This is a genomic window from Parabacteroides sp. AT13 (genome assembly GCF_002272965.1).
Classification (GTDB): domain Bacteria; phylum Bacteroidota; class Bacteroidia; order Bacteroidales; family Tannerellaceae; genus Parabacteroides; species Parabacteroides distasonis.
Window position 1 is genome coordinate 317,394 of the sequence record NZ_NQMH01000002.1, and the last position, 23,969, is coordinate 341,362.

At 47.2% G+C, this 23,969-nt stretch carries 17 protein-coding genes; 4 read left to right on the forward strand and 13 right to left on the reverse strand.

Annotated features, from left to right (window positions below):
• Positions 1 to 6 precede the first annotated feature (6 nt).
• From CI959_RS15625 to CI959_RS15650, 6 genes are read right to left on the reverse strand one after another with little or no spacing between them, the layout of a single operon-like run.
• Entirely contained in the window at positions 7 to 642 is a 636-nt protein-coding gene (locus CI959_RS15625) for a PIG-L deacetylase family protein (protein ID WP_005868139.1), read from the reverse strand.
• 38 nt (positions 643 to 680) lie between these two features.
• Positions 681 to 1,988, reverse strand: a complete 1,308-nt coding sequence (locus tag CI959_RS15630) for a polysaccharide deacetylase family protein (RefSeq protein ID WP_009017846.1) — start codon at positions 1,986 to 1,988, stop codon at positions 681 to 683.
• Positions 1,979 to 2,932: a GNAT family N-acetyltransferase gene (locus tag CI959_RS15635; RefSeq protein ID WP_005868142.1), complete on the reverse strand. Its 954-nt coding sequence runs from the start codon at positions 2,930 to 2,932 to the stop codon at positions 1,979 to 1,981. The genes CI959_RS15630 and CI959_RS15635 overlap by 10 nt, the downstream gene beginning before the upstream one ends.
• Before the next feature lie 41 nt (positions 2,933 to 2,973).
• Positions 2,974 to 4,026 (reverse strand): recombinase RecA, encoded by a 1,053-nt coding sequence (recA, locus tag CI959_RS15640; RefSeq protein ID WP_005856173.1) that lies wholly within the window; start codon positions 4,024 to 4,026, stop codon positions 2,974 to 2,976.
• A gap of 9 nt (positions 4,027 to 4,035) precedes the next feature.
• Positions 4,036 to 4,494 carry a thioredoxin-dependent thiol peroxidase gene (gene bcp / locus CI959_RS15645; protein WP_005856182.1) on the reverse strand — a complete coding sequence of 153 codons (459 nt, stop codon included), beginning with the start codon at positions 4,492 to 4,494 and terminating at the stop codon, positions 4,036 to 4,038.
• A 1-nt stretch (position 4,495) separates the two neighbouring features.
• A complete protein-coding gene (locus CI959_RS15650) occupies positions 4,496 to 5,689 on the reverse strand; it encodes a saccharopine dehydrogenase family protein (RefSeq protein WP_005856184.1) in 1,194 nt (397 codons plus the stop codon).
• Positions 5,690 to 5,891: 202 nt separating this feature from the next.
• Here CI959_RS15650 and CI959_RS15655 point away from each other — a divergent pair, with 202 nt between their 5' ends.
• Positions 5,892 to 8,177 (forward strand): ATP-binding protein, encoded by a 2,286-nt coding sequence (locus CI959_RS15655; protein ID WP_008780426.1) that lies wholly within the window; start codon positions 5,892 to 5,894, stop codon positions 8,175 to 8,177.
• A 6-nt stretch (positions 8,178 to 8,183) separates the two neighbouring features.
• Positions 8,184 to 9,371 carry a class I SAM-dependent methyltransferase gene (locus CI959_RS15660; RefSeq protein ID WP_008780427.1) on the forward strand — a complete coding sequence of 396 codons (1,188 nt, stop codon included), beginning with the start codon at positions 8,184 to 8,186 and terminating at the stop codon, positions 9,369 to 9,371.
• 182 nt (positions 9,372 to 9,553) lie between these two features.
• Here the strand turns inward: CI959_RS15660 and CI959_RS15665 are convergent, their stop codons facing one another.
• The 3 genes from CI959_RS15665 to CI959_RS15675 form a co-directional block, all read right to left on the reverse strand.
• Positions 9,554 to 10,384, reverse strand: coding sequence for a hypothetical protein (locus CI959_RS15665; protein ID WP_009276759.1), 831 nt, complete (start codon positions 10,382 to 10,384; stop codon positions 9,554 to 9,556).
• 34 nt (positions 10,385 to 10,418) lie between these two features.
• Positions 10,419 to 13,340 (reverse strand): ATP-binding cassette domain-containing protein, encoded by a 2,922-nt coding sequence (locus tag CI959_RS15670; protein WP_005856192.1) that lies wholly within the window; start codon positions 13,338 to 13,340, stop codon positions 10,419 to 10,421.
• An 83-nt stretch (positions 13,341 to 13,423) separates the two neighbouring features.
• The gene (locus CI959_RS15675) at positions 13,424 to 15,091 is read right to left on the reverse strand and encodes a putative transporter (protein ID WP_005856194.1); all 1,668 of its coding nucleotides are present in this window, start codon (positions 15,089 to 15,091) and stop codon (positions 13,424 to 13,426) included.
• Positions 15,092 to 15,188: 97 nt separating this feature from the next.
• Here CI959_RS15675 and CI959_RS15680 point away from each other — a divergent pair, with 97 nt between their 5' ends.
• Positions 15,189 to 15,542 (forward strand): hypothetical protein, encoded by a 354-nt coding sequence (locus CI959_RS15680; protein WP_057316489.1) that lies wholly within the window; start codon positions 15,189 to 15,191, stop codon positions 15,540 to 15,542.
• Positions 15,543 to 15,641: 99 nt separating this feature from the next.
• Positions 15,642 to 17,948, forward strand: a complete 2,307-nt coding sequence (locus CI959_RS15685; RefSeq protein WP_057316487.1) for a TonB-dependent receptor — start codon at positions 15,642 to 15,644, stop codon at positions 17,946 to 17,948.
• 191 nt (positions 17,949 to 18,139) lie between these two features.
• Here CI959_RS15685 and CI959_RS15690 read toward each other — a convergent pair whose 3' ends face one another.
• The 4 genes from CI959_RS15690 to CI959_RS15705 are packed head-to-tail and all read right to left on the reverse strand — an operon-like array spanning position 18,140 to position 23,773.
• Positions 18,140 to 20,020: a radical SAM protein gene (locus tag CI959_RS15690; protein WP_011966460.1), complete on the reverse strand. Its 1,881-nt coding sequence runs from the start codon at positions 20,018 to 20,020 to the stop codon at positions 18,140 to 18,142.
• Between the two features lie 17 nt (positions 20,021 to 20,037).
• Positions 20,038 to 20,640 carry a ribosome biogenesis GTP-binding protein YihA/YsxC gene (gene yihA / locus CI959_RS15695; protein WP_005856199.1) on the reverse strand — a complete coding sequence of 201 codons (603 nt, stop codon included), beginning with the start codon at positions 20,638 to 20,640 and terminating at the stop codon, positions 20,038 to 20,040.
• Between the two features lie 44 nt (positions 20,641 to 20,684).
• Entirely contained in the window at positions 20,685 to 22,148 is a 1,464-nt protein-coding gene (locus CI959_RS15700; RefSeq protein WP_057316485.1) for a sodium:solute symporter, read from the reverse strand.
• A 41-nt stretch (positions 22,149 to 22,189) separates the two neighbouring features.
• A complete protein-coding gene (locus CI959_RS15705; RefSeq protein ID WP_057316483.1) occupies positions 22,190 to 23,773 on the reverse strand; it encodes a bifunctional UDP-sugar hydrolase/5'-nucleotidase in 1,584 nt (527 codons plus the stop codon).
• Positions 23,774 to 23,969 lie beyond the last annotated feature (196 nt).

A 23,969-nucleotide genomic window follows, 5' to 3' on the forward strand; every position in this document is an offset into this window, starting at 1 on the left:
TCAGTGTTATAAGAATAGACGAACGACTTCAAACGCTTCCGCATAGGTACATCCCGCTTGGACACCCCGTGCTCTCGCTAATGAATAGATAAAGTCCTTGGATAGATAATCTCTCGCTCCTTGCGATTTATAGGCTTTCAATGATTCTACCTTTGCGTCGATATGGCGTTCTTCCAGCCTTACAAAACATTGTGTATTGAATGTCAGGTTGTTCCAGATTAACTCATAACCTAATATATTCGTGTTTTTGAACGCCCGTAGACCCTCTTGGGCGATCGTCGTATGATCTTGGTGGATGTCGTGCAAGCTAGGGATGAAGACTAGGTCAAAATCGGATACTTTTTTCAGGCGTATTAACTCCTCTAATATCTCTTGTCTTGCGTATCCCAGTTTTCTTACTTCGTAATTGTATATGATTAGGTTTTCCGGTTCTATACCTAAGGTCTGGGTCGCTTGCTTGACCTCTGTCTTCAAGATATCTTTCGGAAAACCCTCGGGAACCGATTGCTGTGCGGTGGAGAAAGCCACATAGGTCACTTTTTTACCATCTTCTATCAGGCGTGAGATAGTTCCCCCCAACCCAAGTTCCCCATCATCCGTATGAGGGGCGAGGACTAAAATATTTTTACAATTAGTAATCATTCTTTCTGATTTATTTGAATACAGGGATTTTATTGTTTTCACTGCTTCGCTAATTCTTTTAATAGCTGGGCGTATAATTTACGTAAATAACTTCCGGACCCTTCTTGTACGGAGTCATTATGCCATAGTAAAACCAATTCACCTCCTACATTATTTACTTGTTCCACTAAATTCCGGCAATAGGTTAAAGCCCTGTTAAAATCCAGTCCCATATATTTCTCCTCCTCTAGGGTACAATCCATTATAATAAGCGGATGTAGTCGGAGAGGAGATAGCCGGCGGGTGATCGGATTGATCCAACGAACCGGGTAGCAAGTCCCTAACCGGAATCCAGAGACATCGGCGTACCCCATGGTGAAATCGTCCGTAACCCCAGCAGCCTCTATTTGGTCCATATCTTCCGGTTCCCGGATTGCCAAGAAATGATGACGGTTGAACCGAACATTTTTACCGATATGATCTTCCAGACCGGTTTTCTCTTTCCGGATAAGGCTGGGAGTCGTACCCGCTTGGTAGCTACTATGCAAACCAATAGTTACATTATGCTCTAGAGCACTTTTTATCAATTTACGAATATCTTTATTCCTCAAATCGTAATGAGGTTTGTCGTGCTTGGCTTTCCCCCCGTTCCGGATAAATAGGATAGGGTGACATTGTTCCTTCCCGATCAAGTCCTGAAGGATACTATTCTGGCGGAAAAACCAAGGGAAGGTATAAAACGGGTCTTTCTCAAGGGAACCGAATTTACCTTGAAAGGATTTATATAAACCTCTTCTATCTCTAATAGACCGTATCAAACCTTTCCACGAACGATATAGAGTCGGAGAATCTACGTCGTGCGTGAGGTAGATCTTCCGGATTTGCTTTTTTACCTCGGGTACACGTAACCGGGATTGGCGCAGCCAACGATGAAGCAGCATGCGATATTCATCCACGATCGGACGATGCAGGAAACCGGCCCGGTAGGGCAAGGACTCTTTACCGGGAAATCTTCCATGCTCATCCCGAAGTCCACGCCGTACCATCTCCTCGTATCTGGAAATGAGAAAATAAGTACTTGCAATGATATCGGCATGAACCACCCATGTATCTCTTATCCATTCCTCTTTCGGCGAGCCGAATAACAAGGGGATACCTTGAACCTCTTGCAAGGGGAGTTCCGGTAAGGAAGCGGGAGTCCCGTATGTTTGTCCATCAAAGAAGCCGGATGGAATGATAACGACGTTATATCGGTCGAATTTATTGGGATCAGCCGTGTACCCGATCGTTTCCACCAGTTCGCTAGGGACATCATCTCCTACAAGAAAACGTATTATATAATGTAAAGTGCGATTTTTCATACCCATTTGCTTAGTTTAATGCGTGCTCTGTCTAATAAACTCAATTTCCCCCTAGATATTGTGAAAAATGGGGTTTGGATAGCTCCGAACTCGCGGAAGAAACGTTCTACTCCGGGTAGCATAGACCCTTCGAAATCAAATACCGTCGTAAATTGAGAAACGAAATGAAGACATTCCCACAGGACGTAGCTTTGCGCTCCGGAACCTCTATAGGCCGGATTTCCTCCTCCTGCGAGATAGTAAGCCGATCGATCTTGCCATACGATGAAAGCGGCCGCATGTAAATGGCCTTGCTCATCATAACCTCCCCATAAATCACCTTGTCCTCTTTGCCGGCAAGTGGCGATCAAGTCTTTCAGTACATTCGTGTCTTCCTTGATTCGTACATGCTGGCGATCAAATGTTTGGGCTTGTACAGCTAGGAACTCATTCAAAGGAATCCCTTTTTTTACGGATATATGGTATTTATTCTGCGCTTTCGCAATATTTCGCCGGATATTGGGGCTCATATTCTCCCATACCGCTTGATGATCCCGGATATTTTTTAATAAATAGGTATAACGTGTCGTTTGGTTATATCCCGCCCAATAAAACGGAAGCCAATCCGTAATGTCATAATTGAAATTTTGCAGGAAGTGCGGATAGCGTTTTAGTTCTTCCGTGAATTGTTTGCATAGTTCTTGACGTCGTCCTAACTCGGTCGTATATTTCGTGTCGGAGGAACTTGCGGCGAACCAAGGGCCCATCGTTTGGGTGTAAGAAGGCATTGAGACAATATCGGAATGGGGGACGTAAAGGGGGAGGGTTGCCTGTATCCTTCCCTTTTGTTCTATAAGCAAGACATCCCATTTTTTTTCTCCGCAAACCGTATCCAACCACCAGTCATGTGAGAAGATCGGTATATTTTTTTCAGTATTGCAAAGTAAACGATATTTGTCTTTATTACTCATTACAATTTCGTATAGGGGCGGGGTTTGCCCGCCCCCGCAAATTACTTGTTGGCTTTTAATGCCTCAAATATTAATTCGGATAATTCGTCTGCCAATTCGGGATTGTCCTCGACACATTGTTTTGCCGCATCACGACCCTGTCCCAATTTGGTATCATTGTAGCTGTACCATGAACCGCTCTTCTTGATGATATTCAGTTCAGAACCAAGATCGATGATCTCTCCGGAACGGGAGATACCTTGACCGAACATGATATCGAACTCTGCCTTGCGGAATGGAGGAGCCACCTTGTTTTTTATAACTTTCACACGCACTTGGTTTCCCTTGATCTCGTCACCATCTTTCAGCTTTCCAATACTACGGATATCCAAACGGACAGAAGCATAGAATTTCAATGCGTTACCACCTGTCGTCGTTTCAGGGTTTCCGAACATTACACCGATCTTATCACGCAATTGGTTGATGAAGATACAGGTCGTATTCGTCTTATTGATTGCGGCCGTCAACTTACGAAGGGCTTGCGACATTAGACGAGCTTGCAGACCCATCTTGCTGTCTCCCATATCGCCCTCAATCTCGGCTTTAGGAGTCAATGCGGCTACGGAGTCGATAACAATGATATCTACGGCGGATGAACGGATCAATTGCTCGGCTATTTCCAAGGCCTGCTCACCGTTATCCGGCTGGGAGATCCATAGGTTCTCTACATCAACGCCTAACTTTTCAGCATAGAAACGGTCAAAAGCATGCTCCGCATCGATAAATGCGGCGATACCTCCTTTTTTCTGAGCCTCGGCGATCGCATGGATCGCTATGGTTGTCTTACCGGAAGATTCCGGACCATAGATCTCGACGATACGTCCTTTCGGATATCCGCCTACGCCCAGCGCTGCGTTTAAAGCGATAGAGCCTGTCGGTATCACCTCGATATCCTCGATGTTTTCATCGCCTAGTTTCATGATCGAACCTTTTCCGTAGTTCTTCTCGATTTTATCCATTGCCGCACGTAAAGCCTTTAGCTTATCCGTGTTAGCGGCTGGTTTACCACCTTCTTCTTTCGCTTTTTCTTCGAACAAATTTTCTTCTTTTGCCATATGTGTCCCTTATAAATTAAGGATTTGATTTGCATGGTCTTTTGTCTTCACCTCTTTCGGCCCGATGATATTAGTAACAATACCTTCCTCGTTAATGATAAAGGTGGTCCGGAGAGTCCCCATGTATGAACGTCCGTACATTTTTTTCTCAGCCCACACACCAAACTGTTCTTGTAAGGTCGTGTCTGTGTCCGCTATTAAACGGAAAGGTAAGTTTTGCTTTTGTATAAAGCCTTGATGCGATTTGGCGCTATCTTTGCTTACTCCGATGATCTCGAAGCCTTTCGCTTGTAAGGCTTGATAGCCGTCACGTAAGCTGCATGCTTCCGCCGTGCAACCGCTCGTGTTATCTTTCGGATAGAAATAGAGCGCTACTTTTTTCCCTTTATAGTCACTCATCTTTACCTCTTTACCGTCTTGATCGGTTCCCAAAAACTCGGGAACCTTATCGCCTATTTGTACTGCCATATTACAATTCTAAGTCAATGTTAAACAATTCATGCCAAGGCAAACCTTGCTCATTTAGCTCTTTCATGAATGGGTCCGGATTGAATTCCTCTACATTCCATACTCCCGGTTTCTTCCAAATGCCTTGCATAAATAATTTGGCGCCGATCATGGCGGGAACACCGGTGGTATAACTAACACCTTGCGCTCCTGTCTCTAGATAAGCGGCATGGTGGCTACAGTTGTTGTATACGTAATAAGTTAATTCCTTACCGTCCTTGATACCACGGATGCGGCAACCGATGGAAGTCTCGCCAGTATAATTCTCTCCCAGATCACCCGGGTTCGGCAATACGGCTTTTAAGAATTGGATCGGAACGATTTCCTGCCCGTTGTAAAGGATCGGGTCGATACGAGCCATACCGATATTTTGGATGACACGTAGATGAGTCAAGTATTCCTGTCCGAAAGTCATCCAGAAACGAGCCCGTTTGAGGGTCGGGAAGTTTTTGGTCAAACTTTCCAATTCCTCGTGATACATCAAATACGATTCTTTCGGTCCTACATTCGGATAATTCAAGGCTTTATGTACGCTTAACGGATCGGTCTCCTTCCATTCCCCATCCTCGAAATATTTGCCACGTTGAGTAATCTCACGGATATTGATTTCCGGATTGAAATTGGTAGCGAATGCCTTATGGTGATCTCCTGCGTTGCAGTCTACGATATCCAGATAGTGTATCTCGTCGAAATGATGCTTTGCCGCATAGGCTGTATATACGCCGGTAACCCCCGGATCGAAACCACATCCCAAGATAGCGGTAAGACCGGCTTTCTCGAAACGATCTTTATAGGCCCATTGCCAGCTGTATTGATATTTGGCTTCATCAAGCGGTTCGTAGTTGGCCGTATCTAAATAGCTAACGCCGTATTCCAGACAAGCATCCATGATATGCAAGTCTTGATAAGGTAAGGCCAGATTTACCACCAAATCCGGTTTGAAGGCGTTAAACAAGGCAACAAGCTCTTGCACGTTATCTGCGTCTACCTGTGCGGTTTGCACTTTTACGTTCTTGATATCGGCGGCGATCTTGTCGCATTTACTTTTCGTACGGCTAGCTACCATGATATCCGTGAAGACATCCGCATTCATCGCTATTTTCTTAACAGCAACGGTACTTACGCCCCCTGCACCAATAACTAATACTCTTCCCATTTACTAATAGAATTAATCTTGTTAATATACAGTTTACAAGGTTTTCAACCAATGGACAAATATACGGCTTTTCCTTGACAATCCCTATAAAAGATTTATTTATTCATTTTAGAAGGGATGAAAGGAAAGAAAGATACAGCTAATGAATGTGAATACTGAAAATAGTCGTACTTTTGTCACATTTACTGTTTAAAGTTTGGACATGAGATTTTTAAATTATGCCGGGGGTGTTTTTATTCTGCTCTTATTGGCGTTGGGGTGCAAACCCGAGGCGAAGCGGAGCCGTGTGCTTGTGATCCAATCTTTTCGGTGGGATGACAAGAACTATCTGGAATTAAACTCGGATATCCGGAAAGAACTGAGAAAAAACCGGGTGAATGCGGACATCCGCACGTTTTATCTCGATTGTGAGTGCTATATGGCTGAGGAGGAAGAGGAACGGATGTATAACTTTATCGATACGATACGTCTTTGGAAGCCCGACATCATATTGGTGAATGATGATCAGGCTACCTATACGTTGATGAAATGCGGCCATCCTTTTGTAAAGAAAGTTCCGGTTGTTTTCTCTGGCGTCAATTTCCCTAATTGGGATTTGCTGGAAAAATATCCGAACGTAACAGGTAGTTGGGACAAGATTGATTATAAGGAAAACCTTCGTTTGATCGATCAGCAAATGGGAAAGTCTCGCATTTATATCAATTATGATAAGACCTCCTTAGGGCAGTTGGCTTTCCGGGAGTTGATAAAAGCGGTCGATACGAGCCGATATGTATTGAATTATAATCAATTGGCTTTCCAATTAAATGACCCGGACTTTAAGGTAGATTCCATGACGTTTAGAACCGAGATGAGAATGAAGGCGATACGTCCTTCGAAAAATGTAATTCATTTCATGCCTTTTCGTAAAGCCAATGGGGAGTTTTTATTGAGTAATATTAATGGTACCTATCCTTATTGCGTATTTTTCAATATCCGTTATGACTATACATCCGCAGGTTTGTCTAAGATGTTCGTGACTCCTTCATTTACGGCGGTGCGGGAAATCTTTAATATAAACGTGGAAGTTCTGGGAGGCTATTTTTGCTCGAATCGCATACAAGCGGCGGAACAGGCTCGGTTGGCGGCTAAAATTCTTTCCGGTACGCCTGTCTCTTCCGTTCCGATCGTAGAGAGTCCTAAAGAGTATCTGTATGATTGGGGGGAGATGCAACGTTTAGGTATCTCAAAGGAGGAGGTCCCTACTAATGTTCACATCATCAATATGCCTATTTCTGAACGGTATAAGATTGGGGTTTTTATCGCCTCTTCCTTGGGCGTGATCTTATTGCTGGCATTGATCGGTTATTTGTTTTATCTCTATTGGCGGGAAGCAAGACGAAGGAAAGCGGTGCTCGCTAATTTAAAGCAAGAGAAGGAGCATCTTTCTTTAGCGTTGGAAGGGGGGAATATATTCGCTTGGAAATTACAGTCTGGTACCTTCCGGTTTGACAACGAGTTCTTTAGCTATGTGAATATTTCTCCCCGGGAAATTCCTTTGGATGAGCTGTACGAGATGACTCATCCGGACGATAGGCAGAGTTTGCGCTCCTTGATTGATTTCATTTGTACGGGTACGATCTCTCATCATATCCTTCAATATCGTTGCGATTTTAACGGGAAAGGTTACCAATGGTGGGAATTTCGTTACGGAAGCTTAGAGGATGCGAATGATGGGTATGTAATCAATGGCTTATGTTTGAATATCCAAAATATCAAGGATACGGAGGAGGTCTTGATCTCTGCGAGGGAAAAAGCCGAGGAGTCGGATCGGATGAAGTCGGCTTTCTTGGCGAATATGAGCCATGAGATCCGTACGCCGCTGAATGCGATTGTCGGTTTCTCGAATTTAATGAACTCGGAAGAGGTCTTGGAGCCGGAAGAGCGTGAGCAGTTCGTGAAGTTGATTAATACGAACTCCGACTTACTATTGAAACTGATCAATGATATTTTAGATCTTTCCCGTATGGAATCTGGAAAGATGAGTTTTGTTTTCGATCGCCATGATTTGAATGTCTTGATCAATGAAATCTATTGTACTTTCCAGTTGATGATGCCCGAGGGGGTAGAGCTACGCATGCGTGTCCCCGAGATCCCGGTGGTTGTGGCGGTAGATCCTTATCGGCTGAAACAAGTATTGTCTAATTTTATCAATAATGCCATCAAGTTCACGACTTCGGGCTATATAGAAGTGGGATACTATTTCTGTACGAAAGGCGACTGCCTTCATATCTATGTAGAAGACACTGGTATCGGTATCCCTGAGGAGAAACAGAAGCAAGTTTTTGATCGTTTTTGCAAATTGGATGAGTTTGCGCAAGGCACCGGACTCGGACTGGCGATTTGCCAAGTGATAGCGCAGCGTTTCGGCGGTGAGATACAATTGAAGTCGGAATATGGTAAAGGTAGCCGTTTTATGCTAACTTTGCCTAAAGAACGTATAGGTTGACAAAGCATGGAACAAATAGAGGAACTTTCACGATTTATCAAGGAACATGCGTCGGATGATTTGAATCGTCTGTTGCTTTCCGCCTCTCGTTATCCGGGGATCGATATCCCTTTCGTGGTGGATCAATTAAAATCTCGGCGGCAGATCAAGGATAAACTACCTTCATGGTATCAAAACGATCGACTGGTTTTTCCGGCGAAGATAGCGGCGGAGCAATGTTCCTCGGAACAGACTGCCTTGTACAAACAGAGGTTGGTAGATCCACAGGCACATGTATGTGATTTGACTGGTGGATTGGGGATCGATAGCTATTTCTTCTCCCGGAAAGTACGGCAGGTTACTTATATCGAACGCTTTCCCGCTTATTGCGAGGCGGCTATCCATAATTTCAAGGTGCTAGACGTTGGTAACGTAACGGTATTGAATGGCGATTCTACGGAGTTGATAGATAAGATCGATGGAATAGATGTGTTTTATATCGATCCGGCTCGTAGGGGAGAGGGGAATAAGCGGGTTTTTGCGCTGCAGGATTGCGAGCCGGATTTGACAAAGTTGGTTCCTGTCTTGTTTGGTCATGCCCCTAAGGTGATCGCTAAATTATCTCCGATGGCGGATATTCATATGACGTTGGATTTGCTTCCGGATGTGACAGCCATACAGGTGCTTTCGGTGAAAAATGAATGTAAGGAGCTTTTGTTTGTGTTGGAGCGAGGCTCGAAAGGCGGGAGTCCTCAAATCTGTTGCGTGAATTTCACTTCGGAGGAAGAGCCGGAATTGTTTGTGTTCTCATTGGTGGAAGAACGGGAAGCTGTCGCTTCCATCCGTGGAGAAGTCAAGCGTTATTTATACGAACCGAACGCTTCCATCTTGAAGGCGGGTGCGTTTAAAGCGGTCGCCACTCGCTTTGGATTGAATAAATTGCATGTCAACAGTCATTTATATACGTCGGATGAGGTTGTCCCTAGTTTTCCGGGACGTTCTTTTGTGGTAGACGAAGTGATCCCCTTTACGAATAAACAATGTAAGACCTTGTCGAGGCAGATTCCCCAAGCGAATATCACAGTCCGTAATTTCCCCCTCTCGGTGGATGAGTTACGTAAGCGAACTAAAATTGCGGATGGAGGAACTATCTATCTTTTCGCTACTACTCTGGAAAATGGGGATAAGGTACTTATCAAAACTCATAAGATATAGGATACTGCATAGGTGCTGCAGCATTACTGCATAAGGGTTGCAGTACTACTGCTAGGCCTGTTGCAGTACTACTGTAAGGCTTGTTGCAGTACTATTGCAAAGCCTGTTGCAGTGATATCCGAAGGGATATAAAAAAGTGTATGATGTTATCACCATACACTTTTTATGATATGAGGTTTATATTACTTCAATAGATTCGCACGCATTTCCTCAATCTTAGCTTTTGACTCACGAGCCGTATTTATGGTTGCTACCATTCCGCTTAACGGAGCGATTGTAGTTCCTAATTGCTCCAAGTCAGGATAATATTTAGCTAAGTCGGCTGTGATCTGCTGGATGATACCGATACGTTTTTCCATATTCTCGCTCAAACCGGCGGAAATAGCGTCGCCTTTAACAACCAAGCCCGGATTTGCGTATACAATGGCATATTCTACAGCCATGCCCCCTAACAACTCAAGCTCAACGTCAGCCTTATCATTTTCCATCATAGCGTCGATCAATTTGTTTTCTTGGTTTTTCATGAATTTGCTTAACTCCTCTTTGCTGGCGTTAGCGGGAGCGGACTCTTTCATGATGTCGATAGCGAATGGAATGTCCAGATCCGTAGTCAATTTAACCAATACGTTCTCGATATCTGTAGTCGGCTTTTTCATAGCCTTCAATACGTTCAAGTCTGCGAAGTAGATACCGCAAGCACGTGCTTTCTGGGCTTGTGTGTTCAATTCGGAAACCTTGCTGACCGGCAACATAAAATCAGTATTAGCGACAGAGATCGTAACCTCGCCGGTAGATACTTTGTAAGGCAACTCCGAATCCGGCATATCTTTCAAGAAACGAGTAACCTCGTCTTTCAACTCGGCAGTAAGCAGACCTTTAGATACTTCTCCTGCGATAGCTGCTTCTTCCTCTACTTTTTGCTCAGCGGCGTCTTGTTTTTTACTGCTGTTGCAAGATACCATTCCAAATGTAATCGCTGCTATGGTTAGCAGGCTAACAAAACTCTTTTTCATGTTATTCTTTATTTTTAGATTATATATTTTGTCATTAATCGCTCCCTTTGTTTAAATACTTGCCGGGAAACTCTGCGAAGATAGATATAATTACCAATAAAGCAAAGATTCCTAACATTAATAAATTAAATGTAAAAGTAGAAAATGTATAACCGGCGAATTTTTTCTCATGACTATAGAAAGGCGCACGTCCCCAATTATTGTCCGGTTCCAGATAAATCTGCCCGATTTTAGGGTAGATCCGGTTGTGGGCCTCCTTATAGAATTGGGTACTGGTTGAGTTGAGTACCAGCTCCTCGATGGCTGAGTTATGATGTTCCTTTTTCAAGGTGTTCAACCATTCGGAGCCGTGTTCTTGAATGACCTCTTTCCGTTTTTTCTCTAATAACGCCGTGAAATTATCGCTACGGGTATGCAGGGCTTTTTCTACTTTATCCATATAGCTCTCGTAACTCTCTTTGGACGTATAGGGGGCGATACGGGCGGCACGGGATAGTACGGCCAGTTCGTTGTGGATCGTCCGGGTGTTCTTTTCCCGTTTCTCCGGGATCAGGTTGAGGCTGTTTATGAGGCTGCGCACCTCGTCAGCATGGACATTCCGGTAATATTGCGCTAGGAACTTTTCTTTCTCGACCGTGAAAAATAGGCGGTTGTAGCTGTTGTTCCGGAATTGTTCCGTAACCAACGCCTCGAATGCCCAACGTGAGGGAATAACCTCACCGATAAGGGGCACTATGTTCCGGCTGGATGCGCTTCTGCTCAAATCGTCGAACTTGACAACTAAGCCGCAAAGTAAGATCTGCGGGATTAAAAGCAGCGGTATCGTTATATAGATCGCTACGATCGAGTTTAGGGATTGCGATAGTACCAAACCTGTCAGGTTGGCGAGGAATGAGGTTGCCCATAGCGTGATCCACCAAGTAAGGAACATCTCGCTTCCAATGCCTATCAATAAATTTCCTACCACTATGAATAGCAAACTTTGGATCGCTGAGATACAAAGCAGGTAGAACATCTTTGACGAGAGATAACTGCCTCGGCTCAATCGCAAGAATCGTTCTCGCTTTAGGAGCGTCCGGTCCTTGATGATCTCTTCGGCGCTGATACTTAATCCCGTGAAAGTAGCGACAATCACCGCCATGAAAATGTAGGATACCAGATTTTTGTTCGCCAGCAAAGAATACCCGTCATCGGGTACGAAGCGGGTGAGCAGGGCCACGATCACCGCCAATAAAGGAGTCTCCAGTAAGGCGATGCACAAGTACTGCTTATTGGTCAGCTTGGTCTTTATGTTTCTTTCCAAGAAGATACAGAATTGCTTCCAGATCGAGGGCTTCTGCTGATGATTCGGGGGCAGGGGGGTAGGCTTAACCTCTTGGAACTTCGGGCGGGAAGCTACATATAACTCATGCCATTCTTTTGAAGTTATCTTCCGGATGTTTGTCTGGTTTCCGCTATCGTCTATCTTTTTTGCGTCGATAATGGTTAGGATTAGTTCCGGATTGATATTTCCGCAGGTGCCGCAAACACTGATGTCTTGATCTGTATAATTGGCGATCCGTTTGAAATAGGTGATCGCCTCGATCGGGTTACCGTCGTAAATCGGGTAACCGCCGGTATCTAATAACCATAGGCGGTCGAACAGTTTATAGATCTCGGACGAAGGTTGGTGGATATTGACAACCACGAGCCGTCCCCGGTGTGTTTGTTCCTTTAACAGCATGATGACCTTTTCGGAATCGGTGGACGAGAGGCCGGAGGTAGGCTCATCCAAATAAAGGATCGCCGGCTCACGGATAAGTTCCAGTGCTATATTTAAACGTTTACGTTGCCCTCCGCTGATCGTTTTCCGGATTGGAGACCCGACGGCCAAATCCCGGATCTTGCTCAGATCCAAATCCTCCAGTATCGTATTGACACGATCCTCGATCTCCTTTTTGGTCAGGTTGGCGAAACAAAGGCGGGCGGTATACCATAGATTTTGGAATACGGTCAGCTCCTCGATCAGCAAGTCATCCTGAGGCACGAAACCGATCAATTGCTTGCATTCCGGATCACTCAGCGGATGTCCGTTCAGGCATACATTTCCCTCTCCGGGGATAATATTCCCATTTAAGATGCTTAACAAGGTCGACTTACCAACGCCGCTTCCTCCCATGATGGCTACCAACTGGCCAGATTCAAGGTTGAAAGAGAAATTGTGCATACCGTTCTCGCTATTCTTGAAGCTGAACTCGATATCCCTCCCGGTTAATAAAATACGTTCCTTATGCTCATTCTGATTGAATACATCGAGGACATCACTATAATAAACCGGCAAGAATAGTGGGCTTTTGATTACGCTGCTGCGTTGCCAGCCATAGAAGATACCGGAAGTAAGCGGGATATCGTTCATGAATACCCGTCCGCTGCCTTGGTAGATAAAGACCATTCGGTCGAACCGGGTCAGTCTCAACACCCGTATCTCGCCCTCCAACCCCCTTCTGTAGATATGGTTGACGTCTTTATCGCTATCATCAGCGTTGATCGTAAGTATGGAGGGGGATTTTTTACCGACTACAAAGGCGTATAGGTTGTCGAAGGTATCCGTATCGATATTGAATATCGTAGCGATCTTATGGAAAATGGCTAAGTTCTCGTTCAATCCTTCATTGTTGCCATGGGCGAACTCCATGAAACGGAGAAGAAGCAATAGTTGGTCTTCCGCGATCAATTTGGGCTTGAGCTGGTTGCATACGTTAATAATAACGCTTTCTCTATCGATGTCGAACTCCGGGTCATCGTAAACACTTTGTATCTCTTCAAATAGCTCCATATATTCTTTATGGGAGCGGATACCAAAGTGACTGGTTAAGTAAGAATTGACAGCTTGACGTGCTTGATCACTTTCTATTTTTGCCAAGGACGCAAATATAGCGAACAAGTTTAGTAGCCCATTGAGTATAGTTTCATTCATTCATCAAAGTATTGTTTCAAATGTCTTGCAAAGATAAGGTAAGTGAAACAAAAAACAGGTCGAATGTTAGACTTTTTAAGCGGTCAAGTGAATAACATGATCAATAATTGGGCAGAAATCACCCGGATGAACATGGATAACGGGTAAACCGTAGCGTAAGATACGGAAGGCTCGTCACCCTCGACGGTCGTATTGGCATAACTCAAGGCCATCGGATTGGCCATGCTTCCGCATAGCATACCTATGTTGTGGGCGTAATCTAACTTGAAGAATTGCGAGGCGATGAACCCGACGATCAAGACCGGTACGATCGTCAATAGGAAACCGAGACCGATCCATAACAATCCCTCGGCACGGAAGACGGTCTCGAAGAAATGAGCTCCGGAGTCGATTCCCAGTCCCGCCAGATAGATCACTATACCGAACTGCCGCATCATCAGGTTTGCGCTCTGGGTGGTATAAGTCGTTAGGTGGAAACGGGGGCCGAACGCACCCATCAAGATTCCAACGATGATCGGTCCTCCGGCGATACCCAGCTTGATGGGGGTACTCATTCCCGGTATGGCGATTGGGATCGCCCCGATTAATACGCCCAGCGTAAGTCCTACGAATATGGCAAGCAGGTTGGGGTTATCCAGCCGTTTCAGCTCGTCTCCCAATATCTTACCCACGTTATTCACGGAATTGGCCTCGCCTACGATCGTTAGTTTATCCCCAATCTGTAGACGGAGGTCACGGGAGGCCACCAGATCGATACCCGCACGGTTTACCCGGGTGATGTTGATCCCGTATAGGTTGCGGAGCCGGAGCGAGCCTAGCTTTACCCCGTTTACCCGGTTGCGGGTTACGACGATACGGCGGGAGATCAATTGGCTGTCGATAGCGTTCCAGTCAATATCTTCCTTATTCCAGTCCGTAGTCTCTTGTTCTCCGAAAAGTACCTTGATGGATTCGACATCCGCCTTTACGGATATGATAAGCAAATGGTCTTTTTCCTTTAAGATGGTTTCAGAGGTAGGGATCGTCACCTTTCCGTTCCTCCAGAGGCGGGAGATCACGAAATGTTTCTCTGTCAATTTCATGACTTGCTGGATGCTCTTATTGTAAATAGAGGGGTTTAATACCTGAAATTCCGCTACGTTTGTTGTCGTGTCTTGCTCCTTATGCGTGCTCTGTGTCTTTTTTGCGAATAAGGACCTCAAGATGATAATAGCGAGAATTACGCCTACGACACCTAATGGATAAGCTACGGCACAGGCCAGAGCCATATCCGTTACGTTCCTCGTATTTTCCGGATCCATTTGTAAGAGCGCTTGCTGGGCGGCACCTAGGGCCGGGGTATTCGTTACGGCACCGGATAGCAACCCTACCATAACGGGGACGGAAATTCCTGTTATCCAATGAAACACCAACGTCAAAATCAGTCCTAAAGCGATCACCCCTAATCCCATCGTATTCATTTCCACCCCGCCTTTTTTTAGGGAAGAGAAGAAACCGGGACCTACCTGCAATCCCAAGGTATATACGAAAACGATAAGCCCGAAGTTCTGAGCGAAGTTCAGCATGTCCTTATTTACGGTAATGCCCAGATGCCCTGCCATAATACCGGCGAAGAATACAAAAGTGATGCCTAATGAAATGCCGAATATCTTTAGCCGCCCTAAATACACACCAACCGCCGCCACGATAGAAATGACGGCCACGGCCTGTATCATCGAGGGTTCTGTAAGCGTCTCAAGTAACCAATTCATAAGAGTTTCTTTTTTGCTTTAGAAGCGCAAAAATATATAAAACAAAGCAATTAAAAAAATTGTAGTATCTTTGCCCACGAAATAACGATGATACAGGGTGAGGGAAACGATGGTTAAATATATAAAGTGGTTGCTGCCGGTACTTTTTATTGCGTATTATAGCAGTGTCTCGCTTTTTACGCACGTCCATGTGGAGCATGGTACGACCATCGTGCATGCGCACCCTTTCAAGAAGACGGCGGACGGTACTTGCCATCATCATACCTCTTTGGCGGAGATACAGTTGTTTCATATGCTCTCATCTATTTACGTGATGGACGGGGCGATTCACCTGTTACGTTTACAATTCTATTCTTTAAAAATATCTAATCTCTCTGAGTCTCCGGTCTATCCGGATCATGTCACTTCCGTTGAGGGACTGCGATACCTGCGGGCTCCCCCAGTTGTTTGATTACATATCCAGAAATCAATATCCGTTTGTAGAGACGGGGCATGCCCGTCTCCTCGGCAATTCGTAATCATTAATATTCAAACAACTATTAATCAAGCAATGAATAAGTTCATTACACTTATACTATGCCTGTGCTGTGTCTTTACATCAGCGTGGGCAGAGGGAGACGATCATACCTCCTTGAATCCTTCCGACGCTAATATCGTAGGCCATATCCTCGATAAGAAAACAGGAGAGCATCTCTCTTTTATCAATGTCTACCTCCACGGTACGACGATCGGTACGACCACCGACGCTACCGGTCATTACTATATGAAGAATCTTCCCGAGGGAAAATACACCTTGGTCATGAAGTCTATCGGATATAAAACCGAGGAGAAGACGGTGACCCTTAAGAAAGGGAAGACATTGGAGATCAATTTCAATGCCGAGGAAGACGCTGTCTCCTTGGACGGTGTCGTCGTATCGGCAAACCGTAACGAGACGACCCGCCGTCTGGCTCCTTCTTTGGTAAATGTACTCGACTCCAAGGTGTTCGAGACTACGCACGCCACTTCCTTGGCCGACGGTCTGAACTTCCAGCCCGGCGTGCGTGTGGAGAATAACTGCCAGAATTGCGGTTTCCAACAAGTACGTATCAATGGTCTGGAAGGCCCTTATACCCAGATCTTGGTGGATAGCCGGCCGATCTTCAGCGCCCTGACCGGCGTATATGGCTTGGAGCAGATCCCGGCAAATATGATCGAGCGGGTAGAGGTGATGCGCGGAGGAGGCTCGGCCTTGTTCGGCTCGTCCGCTATCGCCGGTACGATCAATATCATCACGAAGGAACCGATGCGCAACTCTGCCCAGATTGCCCATTCGTTGACGATGATCGGGGGAAGCCGTCCGGATAATAATACGACCGTGAACGCCTCGTTGGTGACGGACGATCATAAGGCGGGTATCTACCTCTTTGGGCAGGGCCGCCACCGTGCCTCTTACGACCATGATGGCGATGGCTACTCGGAGCTGGGTAAGTTGGAGGCGAAGACCCTCGGATTCCGTTCCTACCTAAAGACCAGCAACTACTCCAAGCTCACTTTCGAGTACCATAACATCAGCGAGTTCCGGCGAGGTGGTAATTTATTGGATCTTCCGCCTCACGAGACGGATATCACCGAGCAGACCGACCACCAGATCAACGGGGGAGGCCTGAAATTTGATCTTTTCTCTCGCGACTACCATCATCGGCTGAATGTGTACACCTCCGCCCAGCATACGAAACGCCAGAGTTATTACGGTGCCGGAAAAGATCCGAACGCCTATGGTAACACGACGGACATGACCTTTATCGGTGGCGTCCAATATTCCTACGAATGGGATAAATGCCTTTTTATGCCCGCTACCTTTACGGGAGGCGCCGAATATAGCTACGATGATCTGCAAGACGAGATGCTTGGCTATCACCGTACGATCGCCCAGACCGTGCATATCGGTAGCGCCTTCGCCCAGAACGAGTGGAAGAATGACCGTTGGAGTTTCTTGATCGGTGGCCGTTTGGATAAGCATAACATGATGGATCATGTGATCTTTAGCCCTCGTGCGAACGTGCGCTTCAATCCGACGAAGGATATCAACCTGCGTATGTCGTACTCCAGCGGTTTCCGGGCCCCTCAAGCGTTCGACGAGGATTTGCATATCACCGCCGTGGGGGGCGACGTGGCGATCATCCAGATCTCTCCGGACTTGAAGGAGGAGAATTCGCAGAGCGTGAGCGCTTCCGTGGATTTTTATCATCGCTTCGGCCCGGTTCAAGTGAATTTCTTAGTGGAAGGTTTCTATACGGATTTACGGAACGTGTTTATCTTGGAGGAGATCGGCCGTGACGAGGACAATAACCTGCTGATGGAACGCCGTAATGGAAAGGGTGCCCGTGTGATGGGTATCAATCTGGAGGGTAAGATGGCCTATTCTTGGATGCAGATACAGGCGGGCGCTACTTTGCAACGGAGCCGCTACAAGGAGGCAGAGCAATGGAGCGAGAACCCGAATATCACCCCGCAGAAGAAGATGTTCCGCTCTCCGGACGTATATGGCTATTTCACCTCTACCTTCACGCCCGTGAAACGTTTCTCCGCCTCATTGACGGGAACCTATACGGGCAGCATGTTGGTGCAGCACTTGGCGGGTTACATTCCCGAGGATCGTGAGGAGAAGACTCGTGATTTCTTCGACTTGAACCTGAAGCTGTCTTACGACTTCCCGATCTTCAAGTCCGCAACCTTGCAGGTGAACGCCGGAATACAGAATATCTTCGACTCCTATCAAGATGATTTCGACAAGGGAGCGCATCGGGATGCCGGGTATATCTATGGCCCGGGAATTCCTAGAAGTTATTTCGTGGGGTGCAAGATCAGTTATTAAATACTCGGCGAGCCTTGCCGAGGGAGTTGGAAGGACTTTGAAGCATCCGGCGGCTATCGCCGGGGGATGTGGAAGACTCTTGGGATGCCCGGCGGGGGTCGCCGGAGGATCGGAAGGGAACTCAAGATGCCCGGCGGAGATCGCCGCAGAGTTCCAACCCGTTTCCAATCCTCCGGCGAGCCTCTACGGGGCTATTCCTCCACTATCCTCTCTATATAATTCGGCGGCAGGGTGGTGCGTGGTACTTTCATGCCGCCGAACCATTTATGCAAGGGCAAGTCGAAGCCTGTTCCATTCATGTAATTGTAGAGGGAAACGCGAAGCCCCTCGCTGAAAAGCTCCGGATCGCAGCCGGATAGCGCCTCGAACTGTACGTCATTACGGGCGAATCCGCCAAAGGGAGGCTCCGTGACACGGCAACTGTACTCGGCGGGGTGCAACCCCACAGGGCTATGCGCTGTCATGGCGAAACGATGCCAAAATCCGGATTGAATCAGCCCAAGCTCAAACATTTGCCGGACCGTTTCTAAGGAATCTATGGTTTCTTGAGCGGTTTGGGTCGGGAAACCATACATCAAATAGGCATGGACCATGATGCCTGCCCCGGTAAAGTTGTTGGCGACCCGTGCCACTTGAGCCACTGTCACCCCTTTATTTATCAGCTTGAGGAGTCGGGGAGAGGCTACTTCCAGACCTCCCGACACGGCGATGCAGCCACTTCGTTGAAGAAGGTCGCATAGTTCCTCAGTATAGCTTTTCTCAAAACGAATATTTCCCCACCACACGACGGTTATCCCACGGCGGATAATCTCCTGCGCCATTTCCCGTAGCAAGGCGGGTGGAGCGGCCTCGTCCACGAAATGGAAGCCGATCTCGCCGGTTTGCTCGATCAAGCGCTCCATACGGTCTACCAAAGTCTTGGCTGTATTCGGCTCATATCGTTTGATGTAATCCAATGAGCCGTCACAGAAGGCGCATTTCCCCCAGTAGCAACCGTGCGCCAAGGTCAGTTTATTCCAGCGACCATCGCTCCAAAGCTTGTGCATCGGGTTGGCCATTTCCATGACGGAGATGTATTTGTCCAGCGGCAAGCCCTCGTAATCCGGGAATCCGGTCTCGCTTTGCCGGCAAGCGGGGTAAGCGGGATTATCTTGATAAACGACCCGGCTACCGTTCTCGTCCAAGGAGAAGGTGCGTACCAGTTCCTCTTTTTGGATCGCCCCGTCCAGATAGCGTAACACTTGGAAGAGTGGGTCCTCTCCATCATCTAGCAAGAGGTAATCGATGTATTTGAAGAAGCGTGTATCCGTGATGGAGCGAAGTTCCGTATTCACGAAACCACCTCCCATAAGGATCGGGATATCGGGATGTGCCTGCCGTAGCCATTGGGCGAGCCGGAGGGTACTGAATAAATTCCCCGGGAAAGGTACGCTGAAAGCGATCGCCTTGGGCTTGCTCTTGGCGATGTGCTTTTCCAATAGCGGTTGCGTCAGGCGGTCGATAAAGCCGAAAGGTTTTTGGAGGGCTTCCTCGATCTCGTCGAAAGAGGAGGCGCAGCGGCCCAGATGCTCGGCATATCGACTGAAGCCGAAATCCGGGTCGATCGTTTCCCTGATCAAGTCGCAGAGATCCTCCAGATACAAGGTCGCCAGATAACGGGCCTTATCCCGTAATCCCGAAGTGCCGAACGCCCATTCCAGCTCCTCCTCGTTTTGGCTCCCGCAGTCGCTTTCGGGAAGGTAATCTTGGTTACAGATGCGATAAGCGAGAGGATCGTTCTTTCCCTGAAGGAAAGCGACGACGGCGGCTATCGTGTCGATATACCGTTGCTTATTAGCTAGCATCCCCCGGACTTTAGCCGGATATTTACCTTTCCGTCGCTCGATCTCGGCGAATAACTCCCCGAGACCCTGCGTGGAAAACAAAGCCAAGATTGTCTCGATACCCAGATCGGTCTGCCCGGCATGTACACCCTTTGCCTCCAAATAACCTTTTAGGTAAGCCGTGGAAGGATAAGGCGTATTGATCTGCGTAAACGGAGATAAAACCAGAAGAACCGAAGCTAATCCCATATCAACTCAACTAATTTTCAATTATTCAAGCTATTGTTGATAGACTCGATATAGTCCAGAATCTCATCCCGTCCCTCTTTCTTCTCCGAGGAAGAGAGGAAGATCGGAGGAAGCTCTTCCCAAGTCTCCAGTAATTTATCCGTATAGACTTTTAGGTTCTCTTTCAAGCGTCCCTTGCTGATCTTGTCGATCTTCGTGAAGATGATAGAGAAAGGAACCCCGCTCTCACCCAGCCATTCCATAAACTCCAGATCGATCTTTTGCGCCTCGTGACGGCAGTCCAAAAGGACAAATAGGTTGGTCAGTTGCTCTCGATCGAGGATATAGTTCTCGATGATACGTTTCAATTGCTCCCGGTTCTCCTTGCCTCGTTGGGCGAAGCCATACCCCGGAAGATCTACCAGATACCACTCGTTATTGATAAGAAAATGATTGATAAGTAAAGTCTTACCCGGTGTTTGCGAAGTCATCGCCAAGCCCTTCTTGTTGGTAAGCATATTGATCAAAGAGGATTTGCCTACATTGCTTCGTCCGATGAAGGCATACTCCGGCTTATTACCCTCGGGGCATTTCCTTACGTCTGTGTTGCTGATAACAAATTCTGCGCTTTTAATTTCCATAAAATATAAATTAATGAATAATGAGTATTGAATAATGGCTAGGCTTAATTCTCAATTTTCAAATTTCCATTTTCAATTGCCGAAAGCCACAGCCCGGCGAACGTGATGCCTCCGTTTACCATAAGCATCTCGTAGCCGAACGTATAGCCTGCGTATTGTTTCACCAAGAAATCCGTGGCGAGGCAAATCAACGGGGAGGCTATACAGATATAGGGCACGTATTTGTCACGGGGTTTCCGCTTCGTGAAAAGCCCGAAAACAAACAGCCCCAATAGAGGACCATACGTGTACGACGCTATCATGTAGATCGCGTCGATAACGCTTCGGTTATTTACGGCCTTGAACGCCAAGATGATCAAGACGAACAAGACGGATATCATCACGTGTACCTTTAGGCGGGTACGTTTCGCCCTTTTCGCTTCCTCTCTCTGCACGCCGAGGATATCCACGCAAAAAGAGGTGGTGAGCGCTGTCAACGCCGAGTCGGCGCTACTGAAAGCCGCCGCTATGATACCGATCGTAAAGAAGATCAAGATACTCCCGCCCAAGATCCCCGAGGTACAAAACATCGGGAGGATATCGTCGTTGAGGGTTGGCAACTGGATGTTCTGCTGTGCCGCCAATGTCAGTAGCAGTACCCCCAGTGCGAGAAACAAGAAGTTGACCGGCGTGAAGGCGAAGCCATATGTGTACATGTTTTTCTGGGCATCCTTCAAGCTCTTGCAGGAGAGGTTCTTTTGCATCATGTCCTGATCCAGCCCGGTCATGACGATCGTGATAAAGATACCGCTGAAGAACTGCTTGAAGAAGTTCTGCGTACTATGCCAATCGCCGAACTCAAAGATCCGGAAATGAGGGCTTTCCACCAAGGTCTGCGCCATATCCCCGAAATCCAGTCCCATCTTGTCCTTCACCTGCCAGATGATCACGATCAACATTGCCACGAGACAAAGGGCCTGCAACGTATCTGTCCAGATGATCGTCTTGATACCGCTCCGGAACGTATATAGCCATACCAGCAGGATACTGAGGATAGCGGTCACGGCGAATGGGATGTTCCAAGCGTTGAACACGTAGGTTTGCAAGATCAAGACCACTAGATATAAGCGTGCGGCCGCCCCTACGATCTTCGAGAGCAGGAAGAATGAGGCCCCTGTCTTGTACCCCCTTCTCCCGATCCGGTCATCCAGATACGAGTAGATGGAGGTAAGCTGCAACTTATAGTATAGCGGTAGCAATACCTTGGCTATAATGATATATCCCACGAAGAAGCCTAATACAGTCTGCATATACGTCATATCGATCGCCCGCACCATGCCGGGTACCGATACGAACGTCACCCCCGATAAGGATGTCCCTACCATGCCGATAGAGACGATATACCAAGGTGATTTCCTGTCCCCGAGGAAGAATGCCTCGTTGCTGTTATTACGCCCCGTGATCCATGCTATCAGCAGCAAGACGGTGAAATAGGCAGCGATAATAAAAAGGATGATATAGCTGTTCATGTATTGCTAACTTCTTTCTTTTTCTCCACAAAGATACGGCTTTACTTTGAAATAACGGGCATATGCGTGGATTCTACCGTGATGGGTTTCTTGATGCCCTTTAGGTAGTCCATGAAAGCGTCGGTCGATATGATACCTAAATTATCGAATTCCGGGATCTCGTAGCCCTTGAATAAAGAGGCGTCGTACCCGTCTCCGCCATCGGTGATGAAAGCGTCTAGGGTCACCACGCAAGGGGTATTGTCCTCGATCTCGGTCTTTTGCCCGTCTCTCGTATAGACTATTTTCTCGATCTTATTTCCGCTTAGGGTAAGCGTGAGGTCGGAGGATTGAAGGAAACCGTTCGGATTCTTCCGTCCATCCTCCAATAGCTTCTTCAACCGCTTGCCGTCGAAACGATAGGCAACGATAGCGGAGCCGAAAGGCAAGATGTTGCCGGCACGCAGTCGGGTGATATCTCCTTTCGGGAGGGCCGCACGTATACCTCCGTAATGGTTTACGCCGATCACCGGCTGATCCTTGTAAGCGGGCATCTCTTTTTGGAAACGCTGGGCGTAAGCGGCCGTGACCAACGCCCCGATAGGCGTATAGTCGAACTTATTGATGGTACGGTCGTGGATCAAGGCCTCTTTTGCCGTGGCAAGTTTCTCGTTCAGCCGATATTTATCCATGATCTTCTCCACGGCCTCTCGCATCTCCGGGTTCTCCTCGCAGGCTACACGCACGGTATCCCCTTGGATGAAAGAGATATCCCGGTGTCCGTTGAAATCCTGTATCTGGAACAGCAGTTTCCCGATATGGGTACCGTTTACGCCGGCTTGGATGATGGGAATGTTATTGATCTTATCGAGCACCAGCTCATGCGAGTGGGCGGATATGATGGCGTCTACCTTATCGATGAACGGCAGTCCTTGGGCGTTCTCCTCGGTGATGCGGTAAGGCATTTTCATATCCGTGCCGATGTGTATCAAGAGGATAATCATATCGATCTGGTCCTCTTTCTTTAACTGGTAGACGGTTTGTATGCAGGCTGCTCCCAGCGGATGCGTGAACTGAAGCCCTTTCAGGTTCTCCGGCTTGGTCTTGACGTAGGTGTCCGTCGTGGTCAGTCCGATGAAGGCTATACGTAGGGAGGAGCCATCTTTCAACTTACGCTCTACGATACGGTAGGGACTCAACCAGTCGGGGTGAGTATATCTCTTCTCTTCGGTGATATTGGCGGCCACATGGGGGATATTCAAGGCGGCGGTGTCCACTAGATAAGGAAGCCCCCAGTCGAACTCGTGGTTACCGATGGCGGACATTTCCACGTCCATCGCCTCGTACATCTCTTTGATAGGCTCGCCTTTCGTGATCTTGGAGAAATAGCTTCCGCTGAAATTATCTCCGCCTGAGACAACGATGGAATGCGGATAGCGTTGCTTCTCGTTTTGTGTCATTTGTACCAACCGGGCGGCTCCCGGCGTGATCCCGTCAGAGGCGAAAGCCCCATGGAAATCGTTGAATGAGAAAATGGCTAAAGTGTCTATCGAGCTGGACGGGGTGGCGATATCTTGTGCGAATAGGGGAGCGGTTAGCGCGCTGCCTAGCAAAATCGCTGATACGAATTGTTTTTTCAGTCCCATGGTTGTATGTATTAATAGGGACAAAAGTAGGAAAAATAACGGGATTCACCGAGGAAAACGCCCGATTCGTCGAATTCTTTTTGATCGTTTTAAACCTTCGGCCTACCTTTGTGTCATAGTAATAGCTCGTGAGAGTGAAAGCGAACCGGTTGTTCATCATAACCGGGAAATAGGTAAACATTAAGTCAAAGGGCCG